This window comes from Stenotrophomonas sp. S39 (genome assembly GCF_016624665.1).
Lineage (GTDB): Bacteria > Pseudomonadota > Gammaproteobacteria > Xanthomonadales > Xanthomonadaceae > Stenotrophomonas.
The window spans coordinates 21,656-48,400 of sequence record NZ_JACVTT010000005.1 but is presented as its reverse complement, the minus strand read 5'-3'; the positions used below and the strand labels follow the sequence as shown (position 1 = coordinate 48,400).

The following is a 26,745-nucleotide window of genomic DNA, read 5'->3' as shown; positions in this document are numbered from 1 at the left end:
CGAACCACGAGGTATGCATGAACGTTGAAACGTCCGCGCTGTTCCACCAGCGTGCGCTGGTGGCTGGGCAATGGATCACCGCCGACAGCGGTGAGGTGGATGAAATCCTCGACCCGGCGACCCAGCAGCCGCTGGGCACGGTGCCGCGCCTGGGCGGTGCCGAAACCGAGCGCGCGATCGCGGCAGCGAGCGCCGGCTGGGCCGACTGGCGTGCCACCACGGCCGAGCATCGCTCGCGCGTGCTGAAGGCCTGGCACCGCCTGCTGATCGAAAACACCGAAACCCTTGCGCGCCTGCTGACCGCCGAACAGGGCAAGCCGCTGGCCGAGGCCCGCGCGGAGATCGTCTACGCCGCCAGCTTCGTCGAATGGTTCGCCGAGGAAGCCAAGCGCGTCTACGGTGACATCATTCCCAGCCCCTACCCCGATGCGCGGATCATGGTGACGCGCCAGCCGATCGGCATCGTGGCGGCGGTGACGCCGTGGAATTTCCCCGCCGCGATGATCACCCGCAAGGTCGCCCCGGCATTGGCCGCCGGCTGCCCATGCATCGTCAAGCCGGCGGCGGAAACGCCGTTCACCGCGCTGGCGATGGCCGACCTGGCCTTGCAGGCAGGCGTGCCCGCGGCAATGTTCAGCGTGGTCACCGGCCATGCCGCGTCCATCGGTGATGCGTTCTTCGACAGCGAGGAGGTACGCAAATTCACCTTCACCGGCTCCACGCCGGTCGGCCGCATGCTGTACGGCAAGGCCGCGAAGACAGTGAAGAAGGTGTCGCTGGAGCTGGGCGGCAACGCGCCGTTCATCGTGTTCGAGGATGCCGATCTCGAAGCGGCGGTTGATGGCGCGATGCTGGCCAAGTTCCGCAACGCCGGCCAGACCTGCGTCTGCGTCAACCGCTTCCTCGTGCACGACGCCATCCACGATGCCTTCGTCGAGGCACTGCGTGCGCGCATCGCCGCGTTGAAGGTGGGCGCGGGCGAAGCCGAGGGCACGCAGATCGGCCCGCTGATCAACACCGCCGCTGTCGCCAAGGTGCAGTCGCACGTGGACGATGCGGTGGCCAAGGGCGGGCGCGTGCTGCTGGGCGGCGCCGTCGGCGCGCAGGGCGAGTGCTTCTACCAGCCGACCCTGCTGGTCGATGCCACCGCCGAGATGCAGGTGGCGACCGACGAAACCTTCGGCCCGCTGGCCGCCGTGTTCCGCTTCCACGATGAGGCCGAGGCCGTGCGCCTGGCCAACGCCACCGATTCCGGGCTGGCCGCGTACTGCTACACCCGCGACCTCGGCCGCGCCTGGCGCATGAGCGAACGGCTGGACTACGGCATGGTCGGCATCAACCGCGCTGCGATCTCCAATGAAGTGGCGCCGTTTGGCGGCATCAAGCAGTCCGGGCTGGGGCGCGAGGGTTCGCGCTACGGCATCGAGGATTTCCTGGACATCAAGTACACCCTGTTCGGAGGCATCAGCGCATGAGCGATTCCCGCTTCGAGAAAGGCCTGCAGATCCGCCGCCACGTGCTGGGTGACGAGTATGTGGATCGCGCCCTGGCGCAGGCCGATGCCTTCAGCCAGCCGCTGCAGGAACTGGTGACCGAGTATTGCTGGGGCACGGTGTGGGCGCGCAGCGACCTCGCCCTGGCCGAGCGCAGCCTGATCAACCTCGCGATGATTTCCGCGTTGAACCGGCCGCACGAGCTGAAGATCCACGTCAAGGGCGCACTGCGCAACGGCGTCAGCCGCGAGAAGATCCGCGAGGTGCTGCTGCAGGTGGCGATCTACTGCGGCGTGCCCGCTGCGGTCGACAGTTTCCGCGTGGCCCGCGAGGCCATCGGCGAGTTCGACGCTACCGAGACGTAACACCCGACCGCACCTCTCCATCATTGCGCCCTGCCCGTGCCTTGCGGCGCGGTGGGCGCCCTGTTGCCCGATGGTCCACTTTCCTGCTGTTCCTGCCTGGGAACCTGCCATGCATCCTGCGTTCCGTTTCGTCCGTTCGCCTCTTGTCCTGGCCCTGTGTCTGGCGTGTGCCTCGCTTGCACATGCCGAAACCCCCGCCGAGGCCGTCGATACGCCTGCACCGGCACACACCGGCTGGACACTTGGCGGTGTCCTGCGCGGCCGCTGGGATGTGCGCTTCAACGACGCACACGGCGACGGCACCCGCCGCACCTCCAACCATCTGTCCTTCGACACGCTCATCCTGAAGGCCGACTATGACGGCAGGGACTATTTCGCCTCGGCGCAGTACCGCTTCTACGGCGGCAGCGTGCTGTACTCGCATGCGGGCGGCTACCGCAACTACCCCGGCGAAGTGAGCTTCCCGCTGCAGGCGTACGCCGGGCGCCGCTTCGCCAATGGTGACCGGGTGGCGGTGGGCCTGCAGCCGGTGGTGCTGGATGAGCAGTACTGGGGCGCACAGGTGCTCGGCAGCATCGGCTTCGTCGTCGGCCTGGAAGAGGTGTACGCACCGGGTATCACCTATCGCCATGATGGCCAGGGCTACCGCCTGGCCGCCGGCTATTACCCCACCTCCACGCCGGACGGCAAGGGCATCAGCCGCGATGGGGCGCGCTACTCCACGGCCTTCGTGCAGGGCGACAGCTACGTGCCCAACGGCACCCGCACCTCGGAACGCGACCTGGTGGCGGCCACGCTCGACTGGGATCTGTACAGGCACGATGACATCACGGTCTCGGCCGCCGTCTCGGGCCTTTCCTCCCGGCTGCAGGATGAAAGCGGGACGCCGCAGGGTGACGGTGAGCGCCGCGCGCTGGCGGCGAGCATCAAGGTGGGCAACGGCAGCTGGCGCGGCAAGGTGCTGGTGGCACGGCAGGACATCAGCCTGCCGGCAGCGCGCGATACGCACGTGATCACCGTGGGCGGTTTCGATGCGTCGTACAACATCGCCACGAAGGGCACGGTGGTGTTCGCCGAAGTGGGTCGCCCGGTGACATTGGGCGGGCAGGACGTCGATCTGTACGCCAGCCTGTCACGCTTCATCAAGGACGAAGCCGACTTCAAGGACAGCCAGCGCCTGACCCTGGGCGGCGCATGGACGCATGGCCGCCTGCGCGTATCCAGCGAGCTGCTGGTTGGCCGCAACGATCCGTTCGTGGGTGCCGGGCAGTACACCAGCGGCGCCGCGGAGGGCGGTGATGACCGCTACAAGACCTCGCTGTTCACGGTCATCGGCTACCGGTTCTGAGTCAATCGAACATCCACGCATGGCGTGGATCTACTGCGCGGCCGGGTATGGCCCTTGTTGCGGCGAAACACTGCACCTACCATCGGACCGCCCTTTCCCTTTCCCACCCCGATGACGACCTTCGCCGAACTCAACGCCGCCCAGCTGGCCAGCCACGCCCTCAACATCTTCATCGCCGAGGGCCGCCACATCGAAGGCGCGCGCGTGATCTACCGTGCGCTGCAGCTCGACCCGCATGAACCCGATGCGCTGCGCAGCCTCAGCGATTTCCACGCCAACTCCGGCACCGAAGCCTTCTCGGCCGCCACCATGGAGTACGCCCTGTCCGGCGCGATCGATCTGAGCACGGAAGAACGCCAGAAGCTGGAAGCGCTGCATTTCCTCGATATCTGGACCTGGGGCTTCGCCCGCCACAGCTCGGGCGAAGCACAGCTGAGTGCAGAGGCGTTCAAGAACCGCGATGACTTCGACGTCGATCACGCCGCCTACGCGGCTTTCCTCGGCACCATCGTGGAGCCGGCGGGATCGCCGCAGGCTGCTTTCCAAGCCGCGCACCGCCTGTCGGGCCTGATGGCGGGCTTCCTGCAGCACGCCAGCAATGACAACCCGGACCTGGACACCGTGCTGCGCGGCGAAGGCTTCGTCGAAACCCCTGCGTATGCGCAGTGGCTGCAGTCGTCTACCGATGACCTGGATGCACTGGACAAGGCCATCCAGGAGCAGCGCCAGAAGGGATGATCCGCAGCGCCGCCGGGCATGGCTCTGCTTGGGTAGAGTCGAGCTTGCTCGACTGCTTCTCCAACAGCAGTCGAGCGAGCCCGGCGTTACGTCATTGGGCCAGTGCGTAATCCAGGCCCGCGCACACCGCCGCCACCTGGGCGTCGTTGCATTCCTGCGGATTGGTGCGCGGGCTGTCCGGGTATACCTCGGTGGTGGTGGCATAGCGCGCATCGGTGAAGCCGGCGCACGCGCCGATCGAGCGCGACTCGCCCCAGACCACGCCCGGCGACTGCAGCGGCAGGCCCACCAGGTTGCCCTCGGCATCGGCCGGGGCGATATGGGTGATCGGGGCCACGGCCTCGATCAGTGCCTTCTGGAAGCCGTGCTGCGGATCCTCGCTGTTGCCGATCACGTAGAAGCCATCGGGGATGGTGTCACGCTCGAACGGCTTGCCATCGCGGGCACAGCGTGCCGGATCGAACTCGTGCAGGTCGCTGTCGGTGGTCTCGTGCAGGTCCAGGTGCACGCGGATGTCCGCCTTGCGCTCGGCCACCCAGCGCATCAGCGAGGCGGCTTCCTCGATCAGGCCCCCGTCACGGAAGCTGCGGTTGGGGTCGATCGCATTCGGGTTCCAGCGCTGGATGCGCTCGTAGCCCCACGGGCTGACGCACGGCGCCACGATCAGGTTCATCCGGCCCAGGTAGCGCTCGGCCTGCTGTTCGAGGAACTGCAGCGCACCGTGCACGCCGCTGGTTTCATAGCCGTGCACGCCGCCGGTGACCAGGGCGGTCGGCAGCGCCGGGTTCCAGTCATGGTTGACCACGGCAAACAGCGGGTAGTGATCCGGGGCATAGTCGAGCTGACCGTACTGGATCACGTCGAAACCGTCGTCCAGGCGCTCAAGCGCGGCCACCACGTCGTCGTGGTAGCTGCGCTGGCGTTGCTGGGCGGCCCGCCACTGTGCGCGTTCAGCATCGCCCCAGGGCTGGCCGGGGGTACCGATGGGATAGAACGGCGCGAGGGTCATGCAGAAGCTCCAGAGGGTCCAGTTGCGTTAGTGCAGCCGACCATTCTAAGCCGTCTGCCGGCGCGGGCCGAGACCCTCCCCGTGCCTGCCCACGGGGGATGGCCCGGCCCCTTCATCCAGCGGCGGTCATCTGGTTGTAAAATCAACGGTTTTTGGCCCCTGGCTACTTGATGGCGAACGCCGCGCAGCCGGTCCTCGGTGGACCGGACTTCCTCCGCCTGCTTGCCCGTCTCAGCGACGGTGCGATGCCGGCCAGCAGTCCCGCCCTGACCGATCGCCTCGGCCAGTGGGTGGACTGGAGCCGTGCCGTGGCCCTCTCCGGGGCGCTGGACGGCCGCCTGCCCGAGGCGGGCGAGGCCGCCGAGGCGGTGGACGACCTGCTGGCCGACTGCGCACAGGCCGAGGCCAGCCTGCTGGCCTCCATCGGCGAGGATGCCGAGGCCGAGCGCCTGCTGGACCTGGCCGAGGTCGCCGCACAGGCCAACTTCGCCTCGCTGCGCCAGCGCTACCGTGTGTTGCAGCAGGCCATCCAGACCGCCACCGGGCGCCTGCGCGGCCGCCTGCGCGACCAGCTGGTGCAGGCCTCGCCCGAACTGGCACGGCTGGCCGAGGTCGATGCGGTGATGGAACAGACCCTGACCCCGCGCGAGCACAGCCTGCTGGCGACGGTGCCCACGGTGCTGGGCGCCCGTTTCGAACGCGTGCACGGCCAGCCCGGCTGGCGCGCGGCATTCCGCAATGACATGCGCAGCCTGCTGCTGGCCGAGCTCGAACTGCGTTTCCACCCGATCCATGGGCTGCTTGCAGCCCTGCGCTCCCACTGACCGGAACACCATGTCCAGAACTGCTTTCCATGTCGTTGTATTCCTTGTCGGCCTGCTGGCCGTGTGCTGGATCGGCATCGGCTACGTGGCGGTGCACCCGCTGGGCGCGGCCGTGGCGGCGATCATCGCGGCCTGCTACATCGCCGGCGGCGTGGAGCTGTACCGCTACCGCCAGGCCAGCAACGGGCTGCGCGCTGCACTGAACGACCTGGGCACGGCGAAGGAATCGCTGGCGCCGTGGCTGGAGCGCGTGCCGGTGGGCCTGCGCAATGCCGTGCGCCTGCGCGTGGAAGGCGAGCGCATCGCCCTGCCCGGCCCGGTGCTGACCCCTTACCTGGTGGGCCTGCTGGTGCTGCTGGGCATGCTCGGCACCCTGCTGGGCATGATGGATACGCTGCGCGGCACCGGCCTTGCCCTGCAGAGCGCGACCGACATGGCCGCCATCCGCGGCTCGCTGGCCTCGCCCGTGCAGGGCCTGGCCGTAGCGTTCGGCACCTCCATTGCCGGCGTGGCCAGCTCGGCCATGCTCGGCCTGCTGTCGGCGCTGCTGCGCCGCGACCGGCTGCAGGTGGTACAGCAGCTGGACCGCGCCATCGCCGGTGAGCTGCATCCGTATTCGCAGGCCTGGCAGCGCGCCGAATCGCTGCGCCTGCTGCAGGCGCAGTCGGCCGCCCTGCCCGCGCTGGTGGACCGCCTGCAGGCGATGACCAGCGCCTTCGAACAGCACAGCACTGCCGCCAACGAGCGGCTGCTGGCCGGACAGTCCGAGTTCCTCACCCAGAGCCAGGCCCTGCAGGAACGCCTGGCGGTTTCGCTGCAGCAGTCGCTGCGCGAAGGTGCCGAAGCCAGTGCGGCCGCCATTGGTGGCGCGCTGCAGCCGATGGCCGAAACCACGCTGACCGGCCTGGCAACCCATGGCCAGGCCCTGCATGCGCGTGTCGAGCAGGCCGTGCAGCAGCAGTTGGCCGGCCTCAACGATGGCTTCGAGCGCAGCCGCGTTGCCACCGAGGCGAGCTGGGCCAAGGTCGTGGCCGAGCAGGCCCGGGCGCAGGAGGCGCTGGTGGCCGATCTGCGTCAGCACCTGCAGGCCTTCAGTGATGGCCAGGGCACGCAGGCCGAAACGCTGATCGCACGCATCAGCGATCGCCTGCAGGCCGATGCCGCTGGCGCGGCCGACGCATGGCGCAGTGCTGCCGAGCAGCAGCACGCACTGAACACCACGCTGCTGGAACGCCAGCAACAGTCGCTGCAGGCAGTGGGCGCACAGCTGGACACGCAGGCACAGGCACTGCTGCAGGCCCTGGACGAGCGCCACAGTGCCAGCCAGTCGCTGCTGCAGGACCACGAAGCACTGCGTTCGCAGCACTGGCAGGCGGCACAGGCTGCGGCCGCCAGCGCTCATGCAGAACTGCAGGCGGGCCTGGATGCGCGCGAGCAGCAGCGCCAGGCGCGCTGGGATGCGGTCGCCACGGAACTGCAGCAGGCACACGTGGCCCTGCAGTCGCAGTTGCAGGCCGGTGATGAGCAGCGCCTGCAGCAGTGGAGCAGCGCACTGGAAGCCATCGCGCAGGGCCTGGCCGAGCGCCAGCAGCAGGTCTGCGCGACCCTGGCCAGCACGGCGCAGCAGATCGGCGAGAACGGCCGCGCACAGGCCAGCGCCACTCTGGCAGAGGTCTCCACCCTGCTGCAGACCGCCGCCGACGCCCCCAAGGCCGCAGCCGAGGTCATCAACGAACTGCGCAGCACCCTGTCTGAAAGCCTGGTGCGCGACAATGCCATGCTGGAAGAGCGCGGCCACCTGCTGGCCACCGTGCAGACCCTGCTGGAAGCGATCAACCACGCTTCGCACGAACAGCGCAGCGCCGTGGACGCACTGGTGGGCGGCTCGGCCGAGCTGCTGGAACGCGTCGGCAGCCGCTTCACCGACCATATTGCTGCCGAGACCGGCAAGCTCGACGGCATCGCCGGCCACCTCAGTGGCAGCGCAGCGGAGGTCGGCCAGCTGGCCGGCACCTTCGGCGCCGCCGTCGAACAGTTCGGCGCCGCATCGACCGAACTGTCCGGGCGCCTGGAACAGATTGGCGGCGCCCTGGACGCCTCGCTGGCCCGCAGCGACGAGCAGCTGGCCTACTACGTGGCGCAGGCACGCGAGGTGGTCGACCTCAGCCTGCTGTCGCAGAAGCAGGTGATGGAAGAACTGCAGCAGCTGGCCACGCGCCGTGGCAAGGCCGGTAGCGCATGAGTGACGAACTGGAGGTCGACGGCGGCTCGCACGCCCCGATCTGGGCCGCATTCGGCGATCTGATGTCGGTGCTGCTGGGCGCCTTCGTGCTGATCCTGGTCGGCGTGGTGGCGGTGCAGCTGGAGCTGTCGCAGCGGCTGGACCAGGAAGTGAAGCAGCGCCAGGCCGAAGCCCAGCGCCTGCAGACGCTGGAACAGGCATTGGCCGGCCCCTTGGCCGCCGGCCGGGTGACCCTGGTGGACGGCCGCATCGGCATCAGCGGCAGCGTGCTGTTCGCCCTCAACTCGGACCAGCTGCAGCCGGAAGGCCAGGAGCTGCTGCGCAGCCTGGCGGCGCCGCTGGCGGCGTACCTGGGCACGCGCGAAGAGATCCTGATGGTCAGCGGCTTCACCGATGACGCGCCGATCCGCGATGGCAACCGCCGCTTCGCCGACAACTGGGAATTGTCCGCGCAACGTTCGCTGACCGTGACCCGCACGTTGATCGCCGACGGCGTACCGGCCGATGCCGTGTTTGCCGCCGCATTCGGCAGCGAGCAGCCGGTCAGTTCCAATGCCGATGAAGCAGGCCGCGCGCGCAACCGCCGCGTGGAAATCGCGCCGATTCCCAAGCCGAAGGCCGCTGATGGCACGTAAGCCATCCTCGCCGCTGGAAGATCTGCGCGGCCTGGTGCGCGACCTCGACGCCGGCTCGCGCAGCCTGCCGCATTACCCGCAGGTGCCGATGCTGGACCAGGTGCGCCGCGAGTGGTCCGAGCTGCGCAGCGAACTGCAGGTGCGCCGCTCGCTGCGTGCCGAGGCACCCGCCGATGGCGGCCCGTTGAACTCGGCCGTGCTGGTGCAGCGCATGCTGGACACGATGCAGGCCACCAGCCCCGGCTACCTGCGCCACTTCATCGACTACATCGACACGCTGTCCTGGCTGCAGGCGCTGCAGGACGGTGCCGCCAGCGGCGGCGATGCCGCAAAGCCCAAGCGCACGCGCAAGCCCCGCACCGGCGTCTAGGCCTTTGCCTCGGTAGTGCCGGCCGCTGGCCGGCAGCTGCTCACTATCACGCGCCTCGCTGCGGTTGCCGGCCGGCGTCCGGCACTACCTCCCGCCCCGCGATGCAACAGTTAGCGCCGTGGTAGTGCCGGCCGCTGGCCGGCATTACGTCCACATCGACCACGCGTGCGGATACTCGCCGATCTGCCTGGCGAGACCGGCCCGGATCGGGTTCCCCAGGATATACAGCGCCTGCTTCACCAGCGACTCCTCGGCTCTCACCGCGTGATCGAAATACCCTGACTGCCATATCGTACTGCGCCGGTCGGCCAGTCGATTCAGCGCCAGCGCACTGGATGACTTCAGCCGGCGGGCGATGTCAGCAAGCTCCGACGCCTGCAGCTGGAACATCCAGTGCACGTGATCCGGCATGACGACCCAGGCGAACGACCGCACCAGCCCCTTCTCTTCAATGTATCGGAACTGCTCGATGACGCAGGCTGCCGCCGCCGCGCTTTCAAAGAGGCGGCGGCGCTGATGGGTGGTCGTTGTCAGAACGTAGGCCTGGCCAGTGATCGAGCGGCGGCCGAGGCGGAGGCGATGGCTGCTCATGGCACATCATGGGCCAGGCAGTTGAGGGATGAACGTCGGGGTCTGCCGTGACGGAGGTTCGGAATTGTCTGGAACTGATCGGGGTTGCCGGCCAGCGGCCGGCACTACCAGATCGCGGTTGCCGGCCAGCGGCCGGCTCTACAGGCGCTCAACCGCGCAGGGTGGCGCCGCCATCCACGTACAGGTCACTCATCGCCACGTGACCGGCCTGTTCGGACAGCAGGAACATCACCGAGTGGGCGATGTCCTCCGGGGTGGCCAGCTTGCGCAGCGGTATGCCGGCCTTGTAGGTGTGCAGGTTGCCTGCAATCACCCGCTCGGCGCCGTGCGCGTCTTCCCACATGCCGGTCTGCATCGGCGTCAGTGTCGATCCGGGCGCGACGATGTTGCAGCGGATGCCCAGCGGCGCCAGCTCCAGCCCCAGGCAGCGGGTGAACATGGTCGCTGCGGCTTTCGATGCCGCGTAGGCGGCCATGCCATGGCGCGGCACGCCGGCCGCATTCGAACTGACGGTGACGATCGCCCCCTGGCGCCGCGGTGACATCACCCGCGCCAGCGCGCGGCCGACATGGAATACGCCATCGGCGTTGACCGCGAACACGCGCCGCCAGTCCTCATCGCCGGTCGTAGCCACTTCGCCCACATGCAACACGCCGGCCACGCTGGCGGCCAGCGCGATTGGGCCCACGCCCGACTCCACCTGCTCCACCAGCGCATCCACCGCCGCGCTGTCGGTCACGTCCAGCGCGAATGCCCGTACCCGCGCGGCCTGCACCCCTGGACGCTGGTAGTCCGTCGCCACCACCGTGCATCCCGCATCGGCCAGCAGCCGTACCAGGGCCGCGCCAATGCCACCGGCGGCGCCGGTCACCAGCGCCACGCGCCCTTCAAAACCGGTCAACTGCATGCTGCGATCTCCTGTTGTTCATCCCACTGCCGCAACCGCGCCGACAACCACGGCGCCAGCTGCGCCACCGCATCGCGGCCGGTCAGTTCGGCGTGCAGGAACGGCAGCTCCAGCGCCTGCACCCTGCGTGCATGGGCCATCCACAACGCCGACTGCAGCTGCGGCCGTGCCTGGTGGTCGCGCCCTGCCCGCACATGCACCAGCGTGCCGTCGAAGGGCCGATGCTGATGCTCGCGGATCAAGCGATTGGTGCCGGTCACCGCACGCACCACGCCATCAAGTACCACATCCGGCAGGCTGCCCAGCGCGCTGCCACCACGGCGCAGGAAGGCCAGGATGCGCTCGCGGCTGTCCAGTTCCGGATGTGCGTCGGGGTCATGGCCGGCGATGGCCAGCAGTGCACGCAGCGCGGCCATGGCATCGGGCTCCGGCTCCGCCCGCCAGCATTCACTCGGATACGCATCGAGCAGCACCAGCTCACCCACTTCGCGGCCGATCTCGTGCAGGCGCACGGCCATGGCCTGGGCGAGGATGCCACCCACCGACCAGCCCAGCAGGTGTACCGGCCCCTGCGGCTGCAGGGTGGCGATGCGCTGCACGTAGTCATTGGCCATCACCTCGATGCTCGACGGCATGGCCTGCCGTGGGTCCAAGGCCGGCGACTGCAGGCCATGAACCGTGCGCGCCGGCTGCAGCGCACGCGCCAACGTCCGGTAGTTCCAGGCGATGCCCCCGGCGGGATGCACCACGAACAGCGGCGGCAATGCACTTTCCGCCGTCGCCAGTGCGATCACCGGCCCCAGCGCGTGGTCGGCCGACGCGGGTGGCTCGGCGATGCGCGCGGCCAATGCGGCCACCGTCGGCTGCGCGAACAGCGCGCCCAGGCCCAGGTCGCAGCGCCAGCGCTGTTCAATGGCCAGCAGCAGATGCACCGCCGAGAGCGAATCGCCGCCCAGGCTGAAGAAGTCCGCGTCCACGGCAACGGGCGTCGCGCGGCCGAGCGCCTGTGCAAACAGCGCGGCCAGCTCATGCTCCAGCGGCGTGCGCGGCGCCAGTCCGCCGACGTGCTCGTCCGGCGGCTTAGGCAATGCACCGCGGTCCAGCTTGCCGTTGGCCGTCACCGGCCAATGATCCACGCCGACGAATGCAGAAGGCAGCATGTAGTCCGGCACGCGCGTGGCTAGATGGCTGCGCAGCACCGCTGCGTCGGCAGATGCAGAGGGCACGTACGCAACCAGCCGCGCGTCGCCCGGTGCATCCTGCCGCAGCAGCACTTCCACCCGGTCCATGCCCGGCAGCTCGCGCAGCGCAGCCTCGATTTCGCCCAGCTCGATGCGCAGGCCGCGCAGCTTCACCTGGTGGTCGCTGCGACCCAGGTATTCCACCGCGCCATCGCCGCGCCAGCGCGCGACGTCACCGGTGCGATAGATGCGCTGCCCGGGCAGGAACGGATCGGCCAGAAAGCGCTCGTTGGTCAGGTCATCGCGGCCCAGATAGCCGCGCGCCAGCTGCACACCGCCCAGGTACAGATCACCGGCCACGCCGACCGGCAGCGGCTGCATGCGTGCATCCAGCACGTACAGGCGCGTGTTCCATACCGGGAAGCCGATCGGCACCGGCCGCGAGCGATCGCCGGCACTGGCCGGCCACCAGCTCACATCCACCGCCGCCTCGGTCGGCCCGTACAGATTGTGCAGTTCCGCATGCACCCGGCCGTGGAAACGATCGCGCAGCGTGGCGTCCAAGGCCTCGCCGCTGGTGAACACGCGGCGCAGGCGCAGGCCCTCTGAAGCCGGTGCCGCGAGGAAGGCATCCAGCATCGACGGCACGAAGTGCGCGGTGGTGATGTCGTGGCTGCGGATCAGCCGCGCCAGCTCGGTCGGGTCACGATGCGCGTCCGGCCCGGCCAGCACCAGGGTGGCACCACAGAGCAGCGGCAGGAAGAATTCCCACACCGACACGTCGAAGGTGGCCGGGGTCTTCTGCAGCACGCGATCATCCGCGGCGAACCCGTAGTGCTCGCGCATCCACAGCAGGCGGTTGACGATGGCCTGGTGTTCGATCACCACGCCCTTGGGTTCACCGGTCGAGCCGGAGGTGTAGATGACATAGGCCGCATCGCCCGGCGCCGGATCGGCCCACGGCGCGGCGAAGCTCAGCGCGGTCCACTGCGAGGGCGGCAGCAGCGTGACATCGCCCAGCCGCGCCTGCACGTCGGCCTCGGCCAGCACGCAGGCCGGCCGCGCCGATGCGAGGATGCGCGCCAGCCGTTCATCCGGATGGGCAAGGTCCAGCGGCAGGTAGGCGGCACCGGCGCGAAGTACGCCCATCAACGCGACGGCCAGCTCAAGCGAGCGCGGCAGCGCTACCGCGACAATGTCGCCAGGGCGTATGCCCATCGCGTGCAGCTGCGCGGCCAATGCGAAGCTGCGTGCTTCCAGCGTGGCGTGGTCCATCGTGGTATCGCCGAACACCAGGGCCGTTGCCTGCGGATCGCGATCCATGCCCTGCAGCAGCAGCTGCACCAGGGTGGTCGCCGGCAACGCGTGGTCGGTGGCATTGAAGCCGTGTACGGCGCGCTGCGCCTCGTCCGGCGTCGCCAGCGGCACCTCGCGGATGTCGTTCGCCTGCAGTGCCGTTGACACGAAATGCTGCAGCCGCACGGCGTGCGCCTGCACGTCATCCAGGCTGTAGAGCGCGGGATTGGCTTCGATCTCCAGATCCAGCAGCGCCTGTCCGTCGCCACGGAAGCCCAGGGTCAGGTCATCGACCGGGCCGGTGCACAGCACCTCCAGCGTGGCCTCAACGCCGGGCAGCGCCAGAGGCTTGTAGAACGGCTGCACGTTCACCAGCGGGCCGTGCAGGCGCTGCTGCACGCCCACCAGACCGAGATCGCGGCGCATCTGCTCGCCCCGGTAGCGACCCTGCCTGCGCCCCTGGCTCAATTGCCGGCCGATACCGCGCGCGAATGCCTCGACGCTGCCCTCGCCCGCCGCCACCCGCAGCGGCAGCACGTTCATCACCATGGACGGCACCCGCGCCGAAGCATTGCCCAGCCGCCCCATGTAGGGCACGCCCAGCACGACTTCCTCGACGGCACTCATCCGCCGCAGGTACTCGGCCGACAGCGCGACCAGTACGTCCGGCCACGGTTGCAGCCAGCGCACCGAGGTCTGCAGCAGCAGGTCGCGGAACGCAGCACCGAGTGGCTGCACCCAGCGCAGCGCATCGCTGCCCGCCGCCACCGTACCGGCCAGGCCCGCAGCGGCCGGTGCGCCCCGCAACTGCTCGCGCCACCACTGGCCCGCCTGCTCGCGACGCGCATCACTACGGTAGGCGGCATCATCGGCCAGTACGCCCGCCAGCGGCGGCAACGGTTCGCCGCCGCGGCCTGCATGCAGCGCACACACGCGATCACTGAACAACGCCATGCCATAGCCATCGGCAGCCAGGTGGTGCACGCGCAGATACCAGACCCAACGCTGTCCCCCTAGATCAAACAGCACCTGCTGGCTGATGCGGTCGCGGGTGGGATCCACCGGCGCCAGCCGGTCGGCCTGCATCGCCGCCCGCGCCGAGGCGGCGGGATCGGCGTCCGCGGACAGATCGTGCAGTGCCAGCAGCGGTACGTGGGCCGCGTCGTGCCACTGCAGGGGCTGCCCGTCCTCGCCCTCGGCAAAGCGCAGCGCCAGGGCCTGTGCTTCGGCGGCGGCCTGGTTGGCGGCGGCCACGAAGGCGGCCACGTCCAGCGCACCCTCGATCCACACGGCATGGGCCGTATTGAACGAAGGATTGTCCGGTGCCAGGCGCTGGGCAAACCACAGGCCCGACTGCGCCTCGGTCAGCGCCACCGGCGTGGCCAGCCCCGCAGCGGTCATGCCCGCTGCGCCGCCTGCAGCGTCTGCACCACCGCCCACCACTGGCGCAGCGTGCTGTGCTCGGCCAGCTGCGAGAACTCCAGCGGCAGCCCGGTGTTGCCCCAGGCCAGGACCAGGCCAAGCATGCGCATCGAATCCAGGTCCAGGTCGATCAGGTTGTCGTCGTCGCCGATGTCGGCCGGCGCACAGTCGAGCACGCGTGCCACGTCGGCCCGCATGCGTTCCAGGTCCAGCACGTCGTTCGTCGTGGTCATCACAGCACCTCCAGCAGCTGTTCGGTGGTCATCGGCACGCCACTGGTGCGTGCGATCCAGTGCAGGGCCTGGTCATGGTCGGCGCGCGAGAAGTCGGCCACCGCATCAGCGGCGATGAAGGCTTCGATGTCGCGCTGGAACGCTTCGGCCACCGTGGCCGTGCAGCCGATATGCGCATACACACCGGTGACCAGCAGCTGGTCGCGGCCACGCACGCGCATCAGGGTTTCCAGGTTGCTGCGCTGGAAGGCGCTGTAACGGTGCTTGACCAGCACGTGTTCGCCAGCCTGCGGGGCCAGCGCATCGATGATCGGCTCATGCTCGTCGCTGCGGCGCATGCCCGGGCCCCACAGGTCCGCCTGCAGGCCGCGGTCGCGCCGGTCCTGGTCGCCATGCTGGGCGGTGTAGAACACCGGAATTCCGTGTGCGCGGCAGTGCGCCAGCAGGCGCGCGATGTTGGCCACCGCCGGCTGCAGCGGCTCGGCACCGGCGTCGAACGCAGCGAGGAAGTAGCGCTGCATGTCATGCACCAGCAGCGCGATGCGATCACGCTGCGGGCGCCACGGGCCGCGTGGTGCCGGCAGTTCGGCGGCGGTCGGCAGGGCGTACGGGGTAATGCGGGGCAGCGCCATCAGCGCGTTCCTCCTGTCTGTTGCAGATGACGCGCGCGCAGCTGCGCGCGCAGTTCACGGCGGCTGATCTTGCCGACCGCCGTGGTATCGAAACTGTCCACGAACACCACCTGGTCGGGCACCTTGAATGCCGCCAGGCCGCGGCCGCGCATCCACGCCTTCAGCGCGGGACCCTTGATCGGCTCGCCCTGCTGGATGACGAAGGCGCAGCTGCGCTCGCCCAGGTAGTCATCGGGGATGGACACCACAGCCGCGTCGAATACGGCGGGATGGGCCAGCAGGTGGTCCTCGATCTCCTCAGCGGAGATCTTCTCGCCGGCACGGTTGATGTGGTCACCCGCCCGGCCCTGCACCACCAGGTAGCCGCCCGGCAGCTGCTGCACGCGGTCACCGGTGCGATAGAAGCCATCGTCGGTGAAGGCCCGTGCGTTGGCCACCTCATCGTTGTGGTACGCGCCGATGGTGTACGGGCCGCGGGTGAGCAGATGCCCCACCTCGCCCTCGGCCACGGGCTGGTCGTGGTCATCGACCACGCGCACCTCGTCATCCGGGCTGATCGGCCGGCCCTGGCAGGCCACGATCAGTTCTTCAGGGTCATCCAGCCGCGTGTAGTTCACCAGGCCCTCGGCCATGCCGAACACCTGCTGCAGGGTGCAGCCCAGGCCATCGATCACCCTTCGCGCCGCCTCAGGCACCAGCTTGGCACCGCCCACCTGCAGCACCTGCAGGCTGGACAGATCGTGCGCGCTGGTCGCCGCCGCCTGCGCCCACAGCAGCGCCAGCGGCGGCACCAGGCCACAGCAGGTCACGCGCTCGCGGGCGATCAGCGGAAACGCCGCATCCGGGCCCGGGCCGGGGCTGAGCACCACGCGGGCGCCGGCGTACAGCGCGCCGAAGAACCCCGGCGAGCTCATCGGGAAATTGTGCGCCGCCGGCAGTGCCACCAGGTAGACGCTGTCGCGGTCGATGCCGCAGATCGCGTTGCTGGCACGGAACGAATAGATGTAGTCGTCGTGGGTGCGCGGGATCAGCTTGGACAGCCCGGTGCTGCCACCGGAAATCTGCAGGAACGCCACCGATTGCGGGTCCGGGTCGGACGGCAGCTGGCTGCGGTCACCCTGCAGCGCGTCCAGTGCGATGAACCCGTCCGCCTCGCCATCGATCACCACGCGCGCCACGGCGGGCACTTCCGCCTGCAGCGCGCGCGCCAGGCCACGATGGTCGAAGCCCTCGTGCACATCGGTGGTGATGTAGGCGCTGGCTTCGGCCTTGCGGGCGAAGTGGACCAGTTCGGTGAGACGGTGGGCCGGCAGTACGTACACCGGCACCAGTCCGGCACGGAACAGCCCACATACGGTGGTGATGAAACCGGCGGTGTTGCCCAGCTGCACCAGCACCCGGTCACCCGGCTGCAGGCCCTGCCCCAGCAGGCCGGCGCCGATGCGCCCGGCTTCGTGCCACAGCTGTGCGTAGCTCAGGCGTACGTCACCGGCCACCACCGCGATGTCATCGGCGTACTGCTCTGCCCGCTCGCGCAGGAAGGCCGGGAAGGTCTCGCCGCGCCAGTGGCCGGCAGCGCGATAGCGTGCAACGCGCGCTTCGGGCCAGGCCTGCTGCAGCGGCAGCCGAGCGGATTCAATGGGATTCATGGCTGGGGCTCGATCAGGGCCGCCGGGTCGTGCACACCCAGGGCGTTCAACAAGGCAGTGAATTTCGCGCCGGTCTCGGCTGCTTCAGCCTGCGGCTGCGAGTCGGCGACGATGCCGGCACCGGCGAACAGCCGCAGCTGCGTGCCCTGCAGGCGTGCGCAGCGGATGGCCACGTACCAGTCGCCGTCACCCTGCGCGTCCAGCCAGCCGACCGCGCCGGCATAGAAGCCGCGTGGCACCGGCTCCAGTTCGCGGATGCGCTGCAGCGCGGCCTGCCGCGGGCTTCCGCAGACCGCAGGCGTCGGGTGCAGTTCGGCCAGCAGCGTGGCGGCGGGCGTCGATGCATCCTTCAGCGTTGCATGGATGCGCGTGCCCAGGTGCCACATGCTGGCGGTAGCGTGCAGCACCGGCTGCGCCTGCGCCTCGACGCGACGGCACCAGGGCGCCAGGCCGTCAACGATGGCCTCGACCACGTGGCGGTGTTCATCGTGGTCCTTGCGCGAAGCCAGCAACGCCTGGGCCACGCGCTGGTCCTCGGCCGGATCGCTGCTGCGGCGGGCAGAGCCGGCCAGCGGATGCGACAGCACCTGGGCGCCGCGCTTGCGCAGCAGCAGTTCCGGCGTCGCGCCGACCAGCCACGCCGGCGCGTGGCCGTGTTCGACCGGCAGCGGCACGGCATAGGTCGCCACCGACGGATCGGCACCCAGGCGCGCCAGCAACGTGTCCGGCGCCAGTGGCTGCTCGGTGTGCGCCACCAGGCTGCGCGCCAGCACCACTTTGCGCAGCGTGGCCGACGGTGCGCGCATCGCCTCCACGGCCGTCGCCACGGCAGCGGCGTAGGCCTGCGCAGTCGGCTCGGCGGTCAATGCCCCGCGCAGGGCGGGCGCGTGCAGAGGCGCCATGTGCAGCCCCGGCAACATGCGTTCGGGCTGGTACAGCGCATCGTCCGCACGCGGCTCGAACGGCACGGCGCCCACCAACAGCCCCGGACCACCCCGCTGCTGGGCAAAGAAGGCCTGCACGCGCTCGGCCAGGCTGGCCAGCGCGCCGGTCGGCAGGCTGGCGCGGCAGCCGCGTGCGTGGATCTGCTGGTCGGCGTGCTGCAGCAGGAACAGCGCGGCTTCGTCGGTGTGGTGGGCAGGTGTCGGCGCAGCGTCCGGCCACGCGCCCTGCATCAGCGAATCGTTCATGCGGTCTCCTTCGCGCGATGGGCCATGGCCAGGCCGCACAGCAGCAACAGCAGCACGCCCACCAGCAGATACGGCAGGCTGGCGCCTGCGCGGTACAGCACCGTGCCCAGCATCGGGCCGGCCACCATGCCCAGCCCCTGCGCGGCAGCGACGGTGCCGGCGGCCGCGCCCTGTTCGTGCGGCTCCACCGCATCGGCGGCCAGTGCCTGGAAGGACGGGAAAACGAAACCCATGCCGAACGCCGCCACTGCGTAGGTGGCCGGCAGCTGCCAGGGCTGCTGCACCGCCGCCACTGCGGCAAAACCCAGCCCGGCGATCAGGGCGCCGATGATGATCCAGCGCCGCGGATGCACCTCCAGCTTCATTACCAGCACCTGCGCCAGGATCAGGCCCACGCCGACGGCGGTGAGTGCGATGCCGGCCATGCGCGCGCCCGCAGCGGCATCCAGCACGAAACGATCAATGGCGAAGAATCCCACGGTGACCTGCGCGATGGTCACCGAGACCATTGCCAGGAAGGCCGCCAGCTGCGGCAGGCGCAGGCGTGCATCCAGCCGCGACATCGGTGCGCGCGCACGCGCCTGTGCAGCGGCCACCGGCGGCGTGGCCGGCAGCCGCCAGGCGATCAGCGCCAGCGACAACAGCGGCAGCAGCGCCGCCACGTACAGCGCCAGGGAAAGGTTGCGGTAGGCCAGCCAACCCGCAGCAGCCGGGCCCAGCACCATGCCCAGCGCATTGGCGCTGCCCAGCCGCGCCATGAACTGCGCACGCTGGCCGGTGGGGGCCTGGTCGGCGATCAACGCCGCCGCCGTGGGCGGGACAGCCGCATAGAACAGCCCGATCAAGCCACGCGCGCCGACCAGCACCAGTACCGAGACCAGCACGGGCGGAACCACCTGCAGGGCGACGTCGATGAACACCGCCAGGCCGATGTAGATCACCGTGTAGGCAGCCATGGCCAGCAGCAGCACGCGCTTGCGGCCGATGCGGTCACTCAGCCGTCCCCAGGGACGGGCGGCCAGCATCCACAGCACGCCAGCGGCGGTGACCGACAGGCCGGCGTGCCATTCGGACAGGCCGAGCAGGCGCACCACCGGACCGATCACCGCCACGAACGACATCATCGCCATGGTGCCGATCAGGGCGGCAAGGACCAGGGCCGGCAGACCGGCGACGACGGGACGTGCATGCATGGAACACCAGCCGTTTCTAAAGAAGGCGCCGCCCCGGCAGGGGTGATGGCATCCTTAAATGATAACGGCTCGTATTTGCATTTGATACCCATTCGCTTGAACGCATGGGTAACGCAGCGTCTCAGCCCAGTGTGCGCAGTTCCAGCAGGCCGCGGCGGCGGAACCACCATTCCAGTGGCAGGGTGACCAGCGGCGGAATGGCCGCCAGCAGCGCCAGCGCACTGGCCCACCACGGCCAGCGCAGGCGGACGGCGGCAAACAGCGTCACCGCCACGTAAACCAGGAAGGCCGCGCCATGCAGCGGACCGAACACCTTGACCAGAGCGACGTTCTCATAGGGCCCGTACTTGAGCCACATGCCGGCCAGCAGCCCGGCCCAGGTGAGCGCTTCGATGAAGGCGACCACGGCGAAGACACGCCCGGTCGGATGCATGGGATTACGTCGGGTCACGCGCAGCTCCGGCAGCAGGATCAAACGCGAATGATACGCAGATGCAGGCGTTTACCGGTAGCGCCGGGCCATGCCCGGCGAATGCGCAATCAGACAGCGTGTCCGCCAACGTCGACACCTACCGCTGCGATCTCGCGCAGCACCTCGTCCACCGGCCGCCCATTGCCGGCCAGGTTGAACATCACATGGCCCACGCCCTGGGCATGCACGCGCTGCAGATAAGCCCGCAGGCCATCGCGGCCGACCTTCAGGCCCAGCGGCAGCGCTTCTGCCGGGGCGCGCGGATCGGCCTGCAGGTCCAGCAGCATCGACTGCACGAACGGCTTGGCTGCACCACCGCCCTGCGCCAGCGCCTGCTGCCACAGCCCGATGCGCCCTTCCTGCGCTGCTTCTTCGCGGTGGTAGGTGGCCCAGCCCTCCGCTTCGCGGGCGATCCACTGCAGGCTCTGCCGTGCCGTACCGACCACCAGCATCGGGATGCGCGCGTGCGGCGCTGGCAGCACGTCGAATCCACCGCTCACGTCGCGCACGCGCGCCCGCTCGCTGTCGTCCGGCGACAACGCCGCACGCAGCACTGCCCAGCGCTCGCGGAACGTGGCTGCCCTGCCCTCCAGGTCTTCGCCGAACGCCGCGAACTCCTCCGGCCGATCACCCGAACCCAGGCCGAGCACGAAGCGCCCACCGCTGATCCGGTCCAGGCTCAACGCCGCCTTGGCCACGTGCAGTGGATGCCGCAGCGGCAACACGATGGCCGCGCTGCCCAGCGCAATGCGCGTGGTGGCACCGGCCAGCAGCGCAAGCCAGAGGAACGGATCATCCAGCGCACTTGCGGTGGCATCAGGCCCCTGCGGCACCATCAGCGGCACATCGCGGGTCCACAGCGCGGCGAAACCGAGATCGTCGGCCAGGCGTGCGATGCGTTGCGCTTCCGCAACGTCGGCAAGGCCGTTCGCGGCGACCGGCGTCATCAGCCCCAAGCTCAGGCCGCGCTGTGGGAATACCCGGGCATGGGCCGCATTGAAGTGGTTCATGCGGCGAGCTTATCGTGTGCAATGCACCCGCACGTCATCATGGAAAGAACACTGCATGCACGCCATCCGCCCGGCCCGCCCCGACGATCTGCCCGCGATCAGCGCGATCTGCATCGCCGCCTTCGACGCTGCCGTCGCCCCGTCGCTCAGCGCACAGGGCGTGCAGACCTTCATGCAGGTGGCTGCCACCGGCGCATTCGCCGAGCGGCTGCAGGGTGACAACCACATCCTGGTGGCCGAGCAGGACGGCACCCTGGTCGGCGTGGTCGAACTGAAGGAAGGCCGCCACCTGGCAATGCTGTTCGTCGATCCTGCCTGCCAGGGCCAGGGCATCGGCCATGCCCTGTTCCGCGCCGTCCTGCCGCTGCTGCGCGCACCGGCGATGAGCGTGCGCGCCTCGTTGAATGCGGTGCCGACCTACCAGCGCTACGGCTTCGTGATCGACGGCGAGGCCGGCGAGTTCAACGGACTGGTCTACCAGCCGCTGAGCCTCGCCGCCCCATGACACGCCGCCCGCGAGCGGTCAGACGAACATGCCGCCGGAGGCTTCCACGCGCTGGCCGTTGACCCAGGCCGTGGACGGCGACAGCAGCGCCACCACCACCGGACCGATGTCGTCGGGCAGGCCGGGGCGACCCAGCGCGGTGATCGACGAGACCATGGCGTTCACCTGCGCGTTGTCACGTACGTGGCCACCACCGAAATCGGTTTCGATCGCGCCCGGCGCCAGCGTGTTGGCGCTGATGCCGCGCGCACCCAGCTCCTTGGCCAGGTAACGGGTGAACACTTCAATACCGCCCTTCATCATCGCGTAGGCCGAGCTGCCCGGCAGCGAGAAGCGGGCCAGGCCGCTGGAGACGTTGAGGATGCGGCCACCATCGGCGATCAGCGGCAGCAGTGCCTGGGTCAGGAAGTACGGCCCCTTCAGGTGCACGGCCACGGCGTGGTCGAACTGCGCTTCAGTGGTCTCGGCGATCGGTGCGTACAGCGCTTCACCGGCATTGTTGAGCAGGCCCTGCAGTGCGGTGACACCCCACGCCTGCAACGCGTCACGCAGCTGCGCGGCGAAGGCCGGGAACACCGAGCTGTCGGCCATGTCCAGCGGCAGCGCCAACGCACGGCGGCCCAGCGCCTGCACCTGCTGCACGACCTGCGCAGCGGCGTCGGCCTGCGAGCGATAGGTGATCACGATATCGGCACCGTCGGCCGCCAGGGCCAGTGCCGCATTGCGGCCAAGGCCGCGGCTGCCACCGGTGATGAGGACGACGCGGGAAGGAGAAGTCATGGCGGGCACCTGTCTGGGAGGAAGTGTGGCCAGACTATTGGGATTGCCTGCGCGCATACATCGCGCGATCCTGATTTTACTGTTCAAGCCAGGCGAACAATCGATGGACCGCCTCGACACCCTGCGCGTTTTCCTGCGCGTCACCGAACTGGGTTCGTTCACCCGCGCCGCTGACAGCCTGGGCCTGCCCAAGGCCAGCGTCTCCCAGGCCATCGCCCGGCTCGAAGCCGAACTGGGCACGCAGCTGCTGCACCGGACCACCCGCCGCGTGCATCTCACCGCCGACGGTGCCCAGCTGCAGCAGCGCGCGCACCACCTGCTCGACGACATGGACGAACTGCAGAGCCTGTTCCGGCGCGAAACCAGCGAGCTCAGCGGCCGCCTGCGGGTGGACATGCCCGGCGGCATGGCCCGCAACCTGGTCATCCCGCAGCTGCCGGCCTTCCTGGCCCTGCACCCGGGGCTGGAGGTCGAACTGAGCGCCACCGACCGCCGCGTGGACGTGGTGCGCGAGGGCTTCGACTGCGTGCTGCGGGTCGGCACGCTGGACGACAGCAGCCTGATCGCGCGCCCCCTGGGGCAGATGCGCATCCTCAACGTGGCCAGCCCGGGCTACCTCGCCGCCCACGGTACCCCGCGCGAACTGGCCGACCTCGACCAGCATCGGCTGGTGCATTACGTGGGCACGCTCGGCCAGCGGTCGCCCGGCTTCGAGTATTTCGATGGCCAGCGCTACCAGACCTGGCCGATGCGCGGCGCGCTCACGGTCAACAGCGCCGACGGCTACAGTGCCGCCGCCCTGGCCGGCCTCGGCATCATCCAGGTGCCGGAAATGGGTGCACGCGAGGCGCTGCGTGACGGTCGCCTGGTGGAAGTACTGCCCGACTACCTGGCCGAACCGATGCCTGTGAACCTGGTCTATGCGCAACGCCGCCACCTGCCGCGGCGGGTCGAGGCATTCATGACCTGGCTGGCCGGGCTGCTCGCGGCGGAGGTACACCCGTCGCACTGAGCGGCGGCATATACCACGCAGCAAGCCGGACATAAGCAAACTGCATCAGCGATGGCGGGCGGCGTTCCTACAATGGCGCTTCACTCCCGTTCCTTCGAGATGCTGCCGATGCGCGCTGCCCTTCCCTTGTTGCTGCTGGCCACCGCGCTGAGCGCCTGTTCCCCCGCGCAGGCACCGGTAGCGAGCGCGAGGGCCGCCGAGGCCGCTCCGGCCACGGCCATTGCCTGGCGCCAGGGCGATGTCGACGATGCGTTCAACGAGGCCGCCGAAACCGGCAAGCCGGTCCTGCTGTACTGGGGCGCAGTGTGGTGCCCGCCCTGCAACCAGCTGAAGGCCGGCCTGTTCAAGGATCCCGCCTTCATCGCCCTGACCGGCAAATTCGTGCCGGTCTACCTGGACGGTGACGAGGAAGGTGCGCAGGCCTGGGGCGAGCGCTTCGGCGTGCGCGGCTACCCGACCCTGATCGTGCTGGACCCGCAGCGCAACGAGATCACCCGCGTGGCCGGCGGCAACGACGCGGCCGAACTGACCCGTACGCTCACCGTGGCCGCCAGCCGCCGCAGCGCGGTGGCCGAGACCCTGGCCACCGCCTTGTCCACGCCGGGCAAGCTCGGCGCCGAGGACTGGCAGGTGCTGGGTGACTACGGCTGGGAGGTGGATGCCAACCGCCTGGCCGGCCAGCGCAAGGCCGACGACGTGCTGCGCCAGCTGGCCAAGGCCGCCCCCGATGCCGCCCTGCAGCGTCGCTTCGCACTATTGGCGCTGGCCACCGCGGAGAAGCCGACGACGCCGCCGACCGAAGTGCGCGAGCTGCTGCAGGCGGTGCTGGCACAACCCACCGAAGTGCGCCGCAACCGCGAGCTGCTGGGCTATGCCGGCGCTGCGCTGGTGAAGCAGGCGAGCGCAGGCCCGGCCAGCAGCAACACGCTGGGCCAGCAGTTGCTGCTGGCGCTGGACCGCGCCGATGCCGAGCGTGGCAATCGTGCGGACGATGCACTGTCGCGTGCGTTGACCGAAGTCTCGCTGGCCCGCCAGCAGCAGCCCGAAGGCGCGCTGCCCGCAGCGCTGGTGCAGCGCGTGAAGCAGCGCGTGGCTGCTGCCGATGCTGCGGCCACCGATGCGCACGCGCGGCAGGCAACGATCAGCAGCGCGGTCCATGCCCTGCGCGAAGTCGGCGACGACGCCGGCGCCGAGACCCTGCTGCTGGCCGAGTTGAAGCGCAGCGAGCAACCCTACTACTACATGCCCGAACTCGCTGAGCTGGCCGAGAAGCGCGGCGACACGGCGGGGGCACTGGAGTGGTTGAAGCGTGCCTACGAAGGCGCACAGGGCCCAGCCACGCGCGTGCAGTGGGGCGTGCTGTACGTGGAGGGCCTGCTGCGCCTGGCCCCCGACGATGCACCGGGCATCGAGCAGGCCACCGACGCGTTGATTGCCGAGCTGCAGGCACAGCCGTCGGGCTACCACCAGCGCACCAAACAGCGTTTCGAACGGCTGGCGGTGCAGCTGAAGGCCTGGGGCAGCAAGCACCAGGGTGCGGACACACTTGCGCGGTTGCAGCAGCGCATGCAGCAGGCCTGTGGCGAGCAGATCGACAGCGCGTGCAAGGGCTGGTTGAGCTGATCAATGGTAGCGCCGGGCCATGCCCGGCGAGCGTAGCGGTTGGTAGTGCCGGCCGCTGGCCGGCAGTCACGGATGGCTGAGTTGCCGGCCAGCGGCCGGCACTACCAATCTGCTTTGCTTTTGCTTTTGCTTTTGAATCCGCCTCCGCGCCGGCGCATGAAACTGTCCGGCAGAGGCGGATGGGTCAGCGCAGGACCGTTGGCGCCATGGAGCCCCCATGGGTGAGGGCGCTTTGCCTGCGAAGCACTGCTTCGCAAGCGCCCGAACGCACAGCCGCCAGCGGCTGGGCCGGACCCCGGAGGGGGGATTACGGCGTGTCCTGCGCTGACCCATCCGCCCCTGCACCAAGGAAGGAATCAAGGCGCTGACAGCGCACGCCTTCCATTCCCCCTTGACCTCAACCAAAGTTGAGGTGCGATAACAGTCCTCCCGAGGCCCCCGGCCTTCCCCACGGAGACTGTTGCAATGCCGTACTCGCTTCCCGCCCTCCCCTACGCCTACGACGCCCTGGAACCGCACTTCGATGCGCGCACCATGGAGATCCACCACGGCAAGCATCACCAGGCCTACATCAACAACCTCAACACCGCACTGGAACAGGCCGGCATCGCCGAAACGCCGGTGGAAGCGCTGATTGCCGACCTGGATGCGCTGCCCGAGTCCGTGCGCGGCGCGGTGCGCAACAACGGCGGCGGCCATGCCAACCACAGCCTGTTCTGGACCGTGCTCAGCCCCAGCGGCGGCACGCCGGACGCCGGGCTGGCGGCAGCCATCGGGCGCGATCTCGGTGGTTTCGAGGCCTTCAGGGATGCCTTCAGCAAAGCCGCACAGACCCGCTTCGGCAGCGGCTGGGCGTGGCTGACCAGCGATCGCGAAGGTCACCTGCAGGTCGAGAGCAGCGCCAACCAGGACAGCCCGCTGATGGGTGCCGCCGCGGGCCTGTCCGGCAACACCCCCATCCTCGGCCTGGATGTCTGGGAACACGCCTACTACCTGCACTACCAGAACCGCCGTCCCGACTACATCGGCGCGTTCTTCAACATCATCAACTGGGCAGAGGTCGGCCGTCGCTACCGCCAGGCACACGGCTGATGGACGCCGATGGCGCTGCCTACGCCGGGCCGTGGGCAGGGGTCTTCCCTGCCCCGGCGCCGGCCCCATCGGTCCACCTGCCGCCGCGCGCGCTGCGCCGGCTGCTGGGCCACTACCCGACCGGCGTGGCCATCGTCACCGCGCGCGACGCACGGGGCACGCCGCACGGACTGACCATCAACTCGTTCGTGCCGGTATCGCTTCAGCCACCGCTGGTGCTGTGGAACCTGGCCCTGCACGCGCAGAGCCTGCGGGTGTTCCAGCGTGCCACGCGCTTCACGCTCAGCATCCTCGGCGCACACCAGGAAGCCCTGGCCCGGCGCTTCGCCGATCCGGCCGTGCGTGATCGCTTCACGGATGTGGCACTGCTCGATGGCGGACACGATGACCCCCGCGCATCGCCGGTGCGGTCGCCCACCTGCACTGCAGCCGCCATGCGCAGTGGCCGGTGGGTGACCACCTGCTGCTGGCTGGACGCATCATCGGCACACACGACGCCGGCGGCGCCCCCCTGCTGTTCCACCGCGGCCGCTTCCTCCCCGGGCCGCTTGAGCACCTGCACGAGGTAAAGCCATGAACATCGAAGCACTGGAGACCCTGCTGGCCAGCGGCAAGGACAGCGCGCTGCTGCGTTTCGGCCTGGGCCAGAGCTGGCTGGATGCCGGACAGCCGGTGCATGCGGCCACCCACCTGGCGCGTTGCGTGGCGCTGGATCCGCACTATTCGGCGGCGTGGAAGCTGCTCGGCAAGGCCTGGCTGGCCAGTGGCCAGCCGCAGGCGGCGCGCGAAGCGTGGCAGCGCGGGCTCAGCGTGGCCGGCAGCAAGGGCGACCAGCAGGCGCGCAAGGAAATGCAGGTGTTCCTGCGCCGGCTGGACCGCGCCCCGAAGGACGGCGGCCTGCCGGCAGCAGCGCTGGCCAAGGCCAGCTGAAGG

The 26,745-nt window shown here is 69.4% G+C and carries 25 protein-coding genes and 1 pseudogene; 14 read left to right on the top strand and 12 right to left on the bottom strand.

What is annotated here, in order from left to right; all coding sequences use genetic code 11:
* Window positions 1–17: 17 nt before the first annotated feature.
* The 4 genes from IAE41_RS03185 (at window position 18) to IAE41_RS03170 (ending at window position 3,944) form a co-directional block, all read left to right on the top strand.
* Window positions 18–1,475 (top strand): NAD-dependent succinate-semialdehyde dehydrogenase, encoded by a 1,458-nt coding sequence (locus IAE41_RS03185; protein ID WP_200732057.1) that lies wholly within the window; start codon window positions 18–20, stop codon window positions 1,473–1,475.
* Entirely contained in the window at window positions 1,472–1,858 is a 387-nt protein-coding gene (pcaC, locus tag IAE41_RS03180) for a 4-carboxymuconolactone decarboxylase (RefSeq protein ID WP_200732056.1), read from the top strand. Before IAE41_RS03185 ends, pcaC begins: the two co-directional genes overlap by 4 nt.
* 109 nt (window positions 1,859–1,967) lie before the next feature.
* The gene (locus IAE41_RS03175) at window positions 1,968–3,206 is read left to right on the top strand and encodes a hypothetical protein (protein ID WP_200732055.1); all 1,239 of its coding nucleotides are present in this window, start codon (window positions 1,968–1,970) and stop codon (window positions 3,204–3,206) included.
* A 111-nt stretch (window positions 3,207–3,317) separates the two neighbouring features.
* A complete protein-coding gene (locus tag IAE41_RS03170) occupies window positions 3,318–3,944 on the top strand; it encodes a hypothetical protein (protein WP_200732054.1) in 627 nt (208 codons plus the stop codon).
* Window positions 3,945–4,035: 91 nt separating this feature from the next.
* Here IAE41_RS03170 and IAE41_RS03165 read toward each other — a convergent pair whose 3' ends face one another.
* Window positions 4,036–4,953 (bottom strand): M14 family metallocarboxypeptidase, encoded by a 918-nt coding sequence (locus IAE41_RS03165; RefSeq protein WP_108759760.1) that lies wholly within the window; start codon window positions 4,951–4,953, stop codon window positions 4,036–4,038.
* A 170-nt stretch (window positions 4,954–5,123) separates the two neighbouring features.
* On the opposite strand from IAE41_RS03165, the gene IAE41_RS03160 reads away from it, so the two are divergent.
* Genes IAE41_RS03160 through IAE41_RS03145 form a run of 4 tightly spaced genes read left to right on the top strand, consistent with a single transcriptional unit; the run spans window position 5,124 to window position 9,024 of the window.
* Window positions 5,124–5,777, top strand: coding sequence for a DUF3348 family protein (locus IAE41_RS03160; RefSeq protein ID WP_200732053.1), 654 nt, complete (start codon window positions 5,124–5,126; stop codon window positions 5,775–5,777).
* Window positions 5,778–5,787: 10 nt separating this feature from the next.
* Window positions 5,788–8,019 carry a DUF802 domain-containing protein gene (locus tag IAE41_RS03155; protein WP_200732052.1) on the top strand — a complete coding sequence of 744 codons (2,232 nt, stop codon included), beginning with the start codon at window positions 5,788–5,790 and terminating at the stop codon, window positions 8,017–8,019.
* On the top strand, window positions 8,016–8,654 hold the full coding sequence (locus IAE41_RS03150) for an OmpA family protein (RefSeq protein ID WP_200732051.1): 639 nt from the start codon (window positions 8,016–8,018) through the stop codon (window positions 8,652–8,654). Before IAE41_RS03155 ends, IAE41_RS03150 begins: the two co-directional genes overlap by 4 nt.
* Window positions 8,644–9,024: a DUF2894 domain-containing protein gene (locus IAE41_RS03145; protein WP_200732050.1), complete on the top strand. Its 381-nt coding sequence runs from the start codon at window positions 8,644–8,646 to the stop codon at window positions 9,022–9,024. The genes IAE41_RS03150 and IAE41_RS03145 overlap by 11 nt, the downstream gene beginning before the upstream one ends.
* 144 nt (window positions 9,025–9,168) lie before the next feature.
* On the opposite strand, the gene IAE41_RS03140 is transcribed toward IAE41_RS03145, so the two are convergent.
* From IAE41_RS03140 to IAE41_RS03095, 10 genes are all read right to left on the bottom strand, one after another.
* Window positions 9,169–9,615, bottom strand: a complete 447-nt coding sequence (locus IAE41_RS03140) for a transposase (protein WP_200732049.1) — start codon at window positions 9,613–9,615, stop codon at window positions 9,169–9,171.
* 148 nt (window positions 9,616–9,763) lie between these two features.
* Window positions 9,764–10,522, bottom strand: coding sequence for a 2,3-dihydro-2,3-dihydroxybenzoate dehydrogenase (locus IAE41_RS03135; RefSeq protein WP_200732048.1), 759 nt, complete (start codon window positions 10,520–10,522; stop codon window positions 9,764–9,766).
* On the bottom strand, window positions 10,513–14,400 hold the full coding sequence (locus tag IAE41_RS03130; protein ID WP_200732047.1) for a non-ribosomal peptide synthetase: 3,888 nt from the start codon (window positions 14,398–14,400) through the stop codon (window positions 10,513–10,515). The genes IAE41_RS03135 and IAE41_RS03130 overlap by 10 nt, the downstream gene beginning before the upstream one ends.
* A complete protein-coding gene (locus IAE41_RS03125; RefSeq protein ID WP_200732046.1) occupies window positions 14,397–14,654 on the bottom strand; it encodes a phosphopantetheine-binding protein in 258 nt (85 codons plus the stop codon). Before IAE41_RS03125 ends, IAE41_RS03130 begins: the two co-directional genes overlap by 4 nt.
* Window positions 14,654–15,286, bottom strand: coding sequence for an isochorismatase family protein (locus tag IAE41_RS03120; protein WP_200732045.1), 633 nt, complete (start codon window positions 15,284–15,286; stop codon window positions 14,654–14,656). The genes IAE41_RS03125 and IAE41_RS03120 overlap by 1 nt, the downstream gene beginning before the upstream one ends.
* Window positions 15,286–16,935 carry an AMP-binding protein gene (locus IAE41_RS03115; protein ID WP_200732044.1) on the bottom strand — a complete coding sequence of 550 codons (1,650 nt, stop codon included), beginning with the start codon at window positions 16,933–16,935 and terminating at the stop codon, window positions 15,286–15,288. Before IAE41_RS03115 ends, IAE41_RS03120 begins: the two co-directional genes overlap by 1 nt.
* Window positions 16,932–18,125: an isochorismate synthase gene (locus tag IAE41_RS03110; protein WP_200732043.1), complete on the bottom strand. Its 1,194-nt coding sequence runs from the start codon at window positions 18,123–18,125 to the stop codon at window positions 16,932–16,934. Before IAE41_RS03110 ends, IAE41_RS03115 begins: the two co-directional genes overlap by 4 nt.
* Entirely contained in the window at window positions 18,122–19,318 is a 1,197-nt protein-coding gene (locus tag IAE41_RS03105; RefSeq protein WP_200732042.1) for an MFS transporter, read from the bottom strand. The genes IAE41_RS03110 and IAE41_RS03105 overlap by 4 nt, the downstream gene beginning before the upstream one ends.
* A gap of 121 nt (window positions 19,319–19,439) precedes the next feature.
* Window positions 19,440–19,751, bottom strand: coding sequence for a DUF3817 domain-containing protein (locus IAE41_RS03100; protein ID WP_200732091.1), 312 nt, complete (start codon window positions 19,749–19,751; stop codon window positions 19,440–19,442).
* A 107-nt stretch (window positions 19,752–19,858) separates the two neighbouring features.
* Window positions 19,859–20,800, bottom strand: a complete 942-nt coding sequence (locus IAE41_RS03095; protein WP_200732041.1) for a TIGR03571 family LLM class oxidoreductase — start codon at window positions 20,798–20,800, stop codon at window positions 19,859–19,861.
* A gap of 55 nt (window positions 20,801–20,855) precedes the next feature.
* On the opposite strand from IAE41_RS03095, the gene IAE41_RS03090 reads away from it, so the two are divergent.
* Window positions 20,856–21,305 (top strand): GNAT family N-acetyltransferase, encoded by a 450-nt coding sequence (locus IAE41_RS03090; protein ID WP_200732040.1) that lies wholly within the window; start codon window positions 20,856–20,858, stop codon window positions 21,303–21,305.
* 18 nt (window positions 21,306–21,323) lie between these two features.
* Here IAE41_RS03090 and IAE41_RS03085 read toward each other — a convergent pair whose 3' ends face one another.
* Window positions 21,324–22,085: an SDR family oxidoreductase gene (locus tag IAE41_RS03085; protein WP_200732039.1), complete on the bottom strand. Its 762-nt coding sequence runs from the start codon at window positions 22,083–22,085 to the stop codon at window positions 21,324–21,326.
* Window positions 22,086–22,122: 37 nt separating this feature from the next.
* Between IAE41_RS03085 and IAE41_RS03080 the strand changes: the two genes are divergently transcribed.
* The 5 genes and pseudogenes from IAE41_RS03080 to IAE41_RS03060 all read left to right on the top strand — a co-directional run bounded on the left by IAE41_RS03080 (window position 22,123) and on the right by IAE41_RS03060 (window position 26,742).
* Window positions 22,123–23,097, top strand: coding sequence for a LysR family transcriptional regulator (locus IAE41_RS03080; RefSeq protein ID WP_234458273.1), 975 nt, complete (start codon window positions 22,123–22,125; stop codon window positions 23,095–23,097).
* 99 nt (window positions 23,098–23,196) lie between these two features.
* A complete protein-coding gene (locus IAE41_RS03075) occupies window positions 23,197–24,720 on the top strand; it encodes a thioredoxin family protein (protein WP_200732090.1) in 1,524 nt (507 codons plus the stop codon).
* Window positions 24,721–25,185: 465 nt separating this feature from the next.
* Window positions 25,186–25,812 carry a superoxide dismutase gene (locus tag IAE41_RS03070; RefSeq protein WP_200732037.1) on the top strand — a complete coding sequence of 209 codons (627 nt, stop codon included), beginning with the start codon at window positions 25,186–25,188 and terminating at the stop codon, window positions 25,810–25,812.
* Window positions 25,812–26,389: pseudogene (locus IAE41_RS03065) on the top strand (flavin reductase family protein). The gene IAE41_RS03070 and the pseudogene IAE41_RS03065 overlap by 1 nt, the downstream one beginning before the upstream one ends.
* A complete protein-coding gene (locus IAE41_RS03060) occupies window positions 26,386–26,742 on the top strand; it encodes a tetratricopeptide repeat protein (RefSeq protein WP_200732036.1) in 357 nt (118 codons plus the stop codon). The pseudogene IAE41_RS03065 and the gene IAE41_RS03060 overlap by 4 nt, the downstream one beginning before the upstream one ends.
* Window positions 26,743–26,745: the final 3 nt, after the last annotated feature.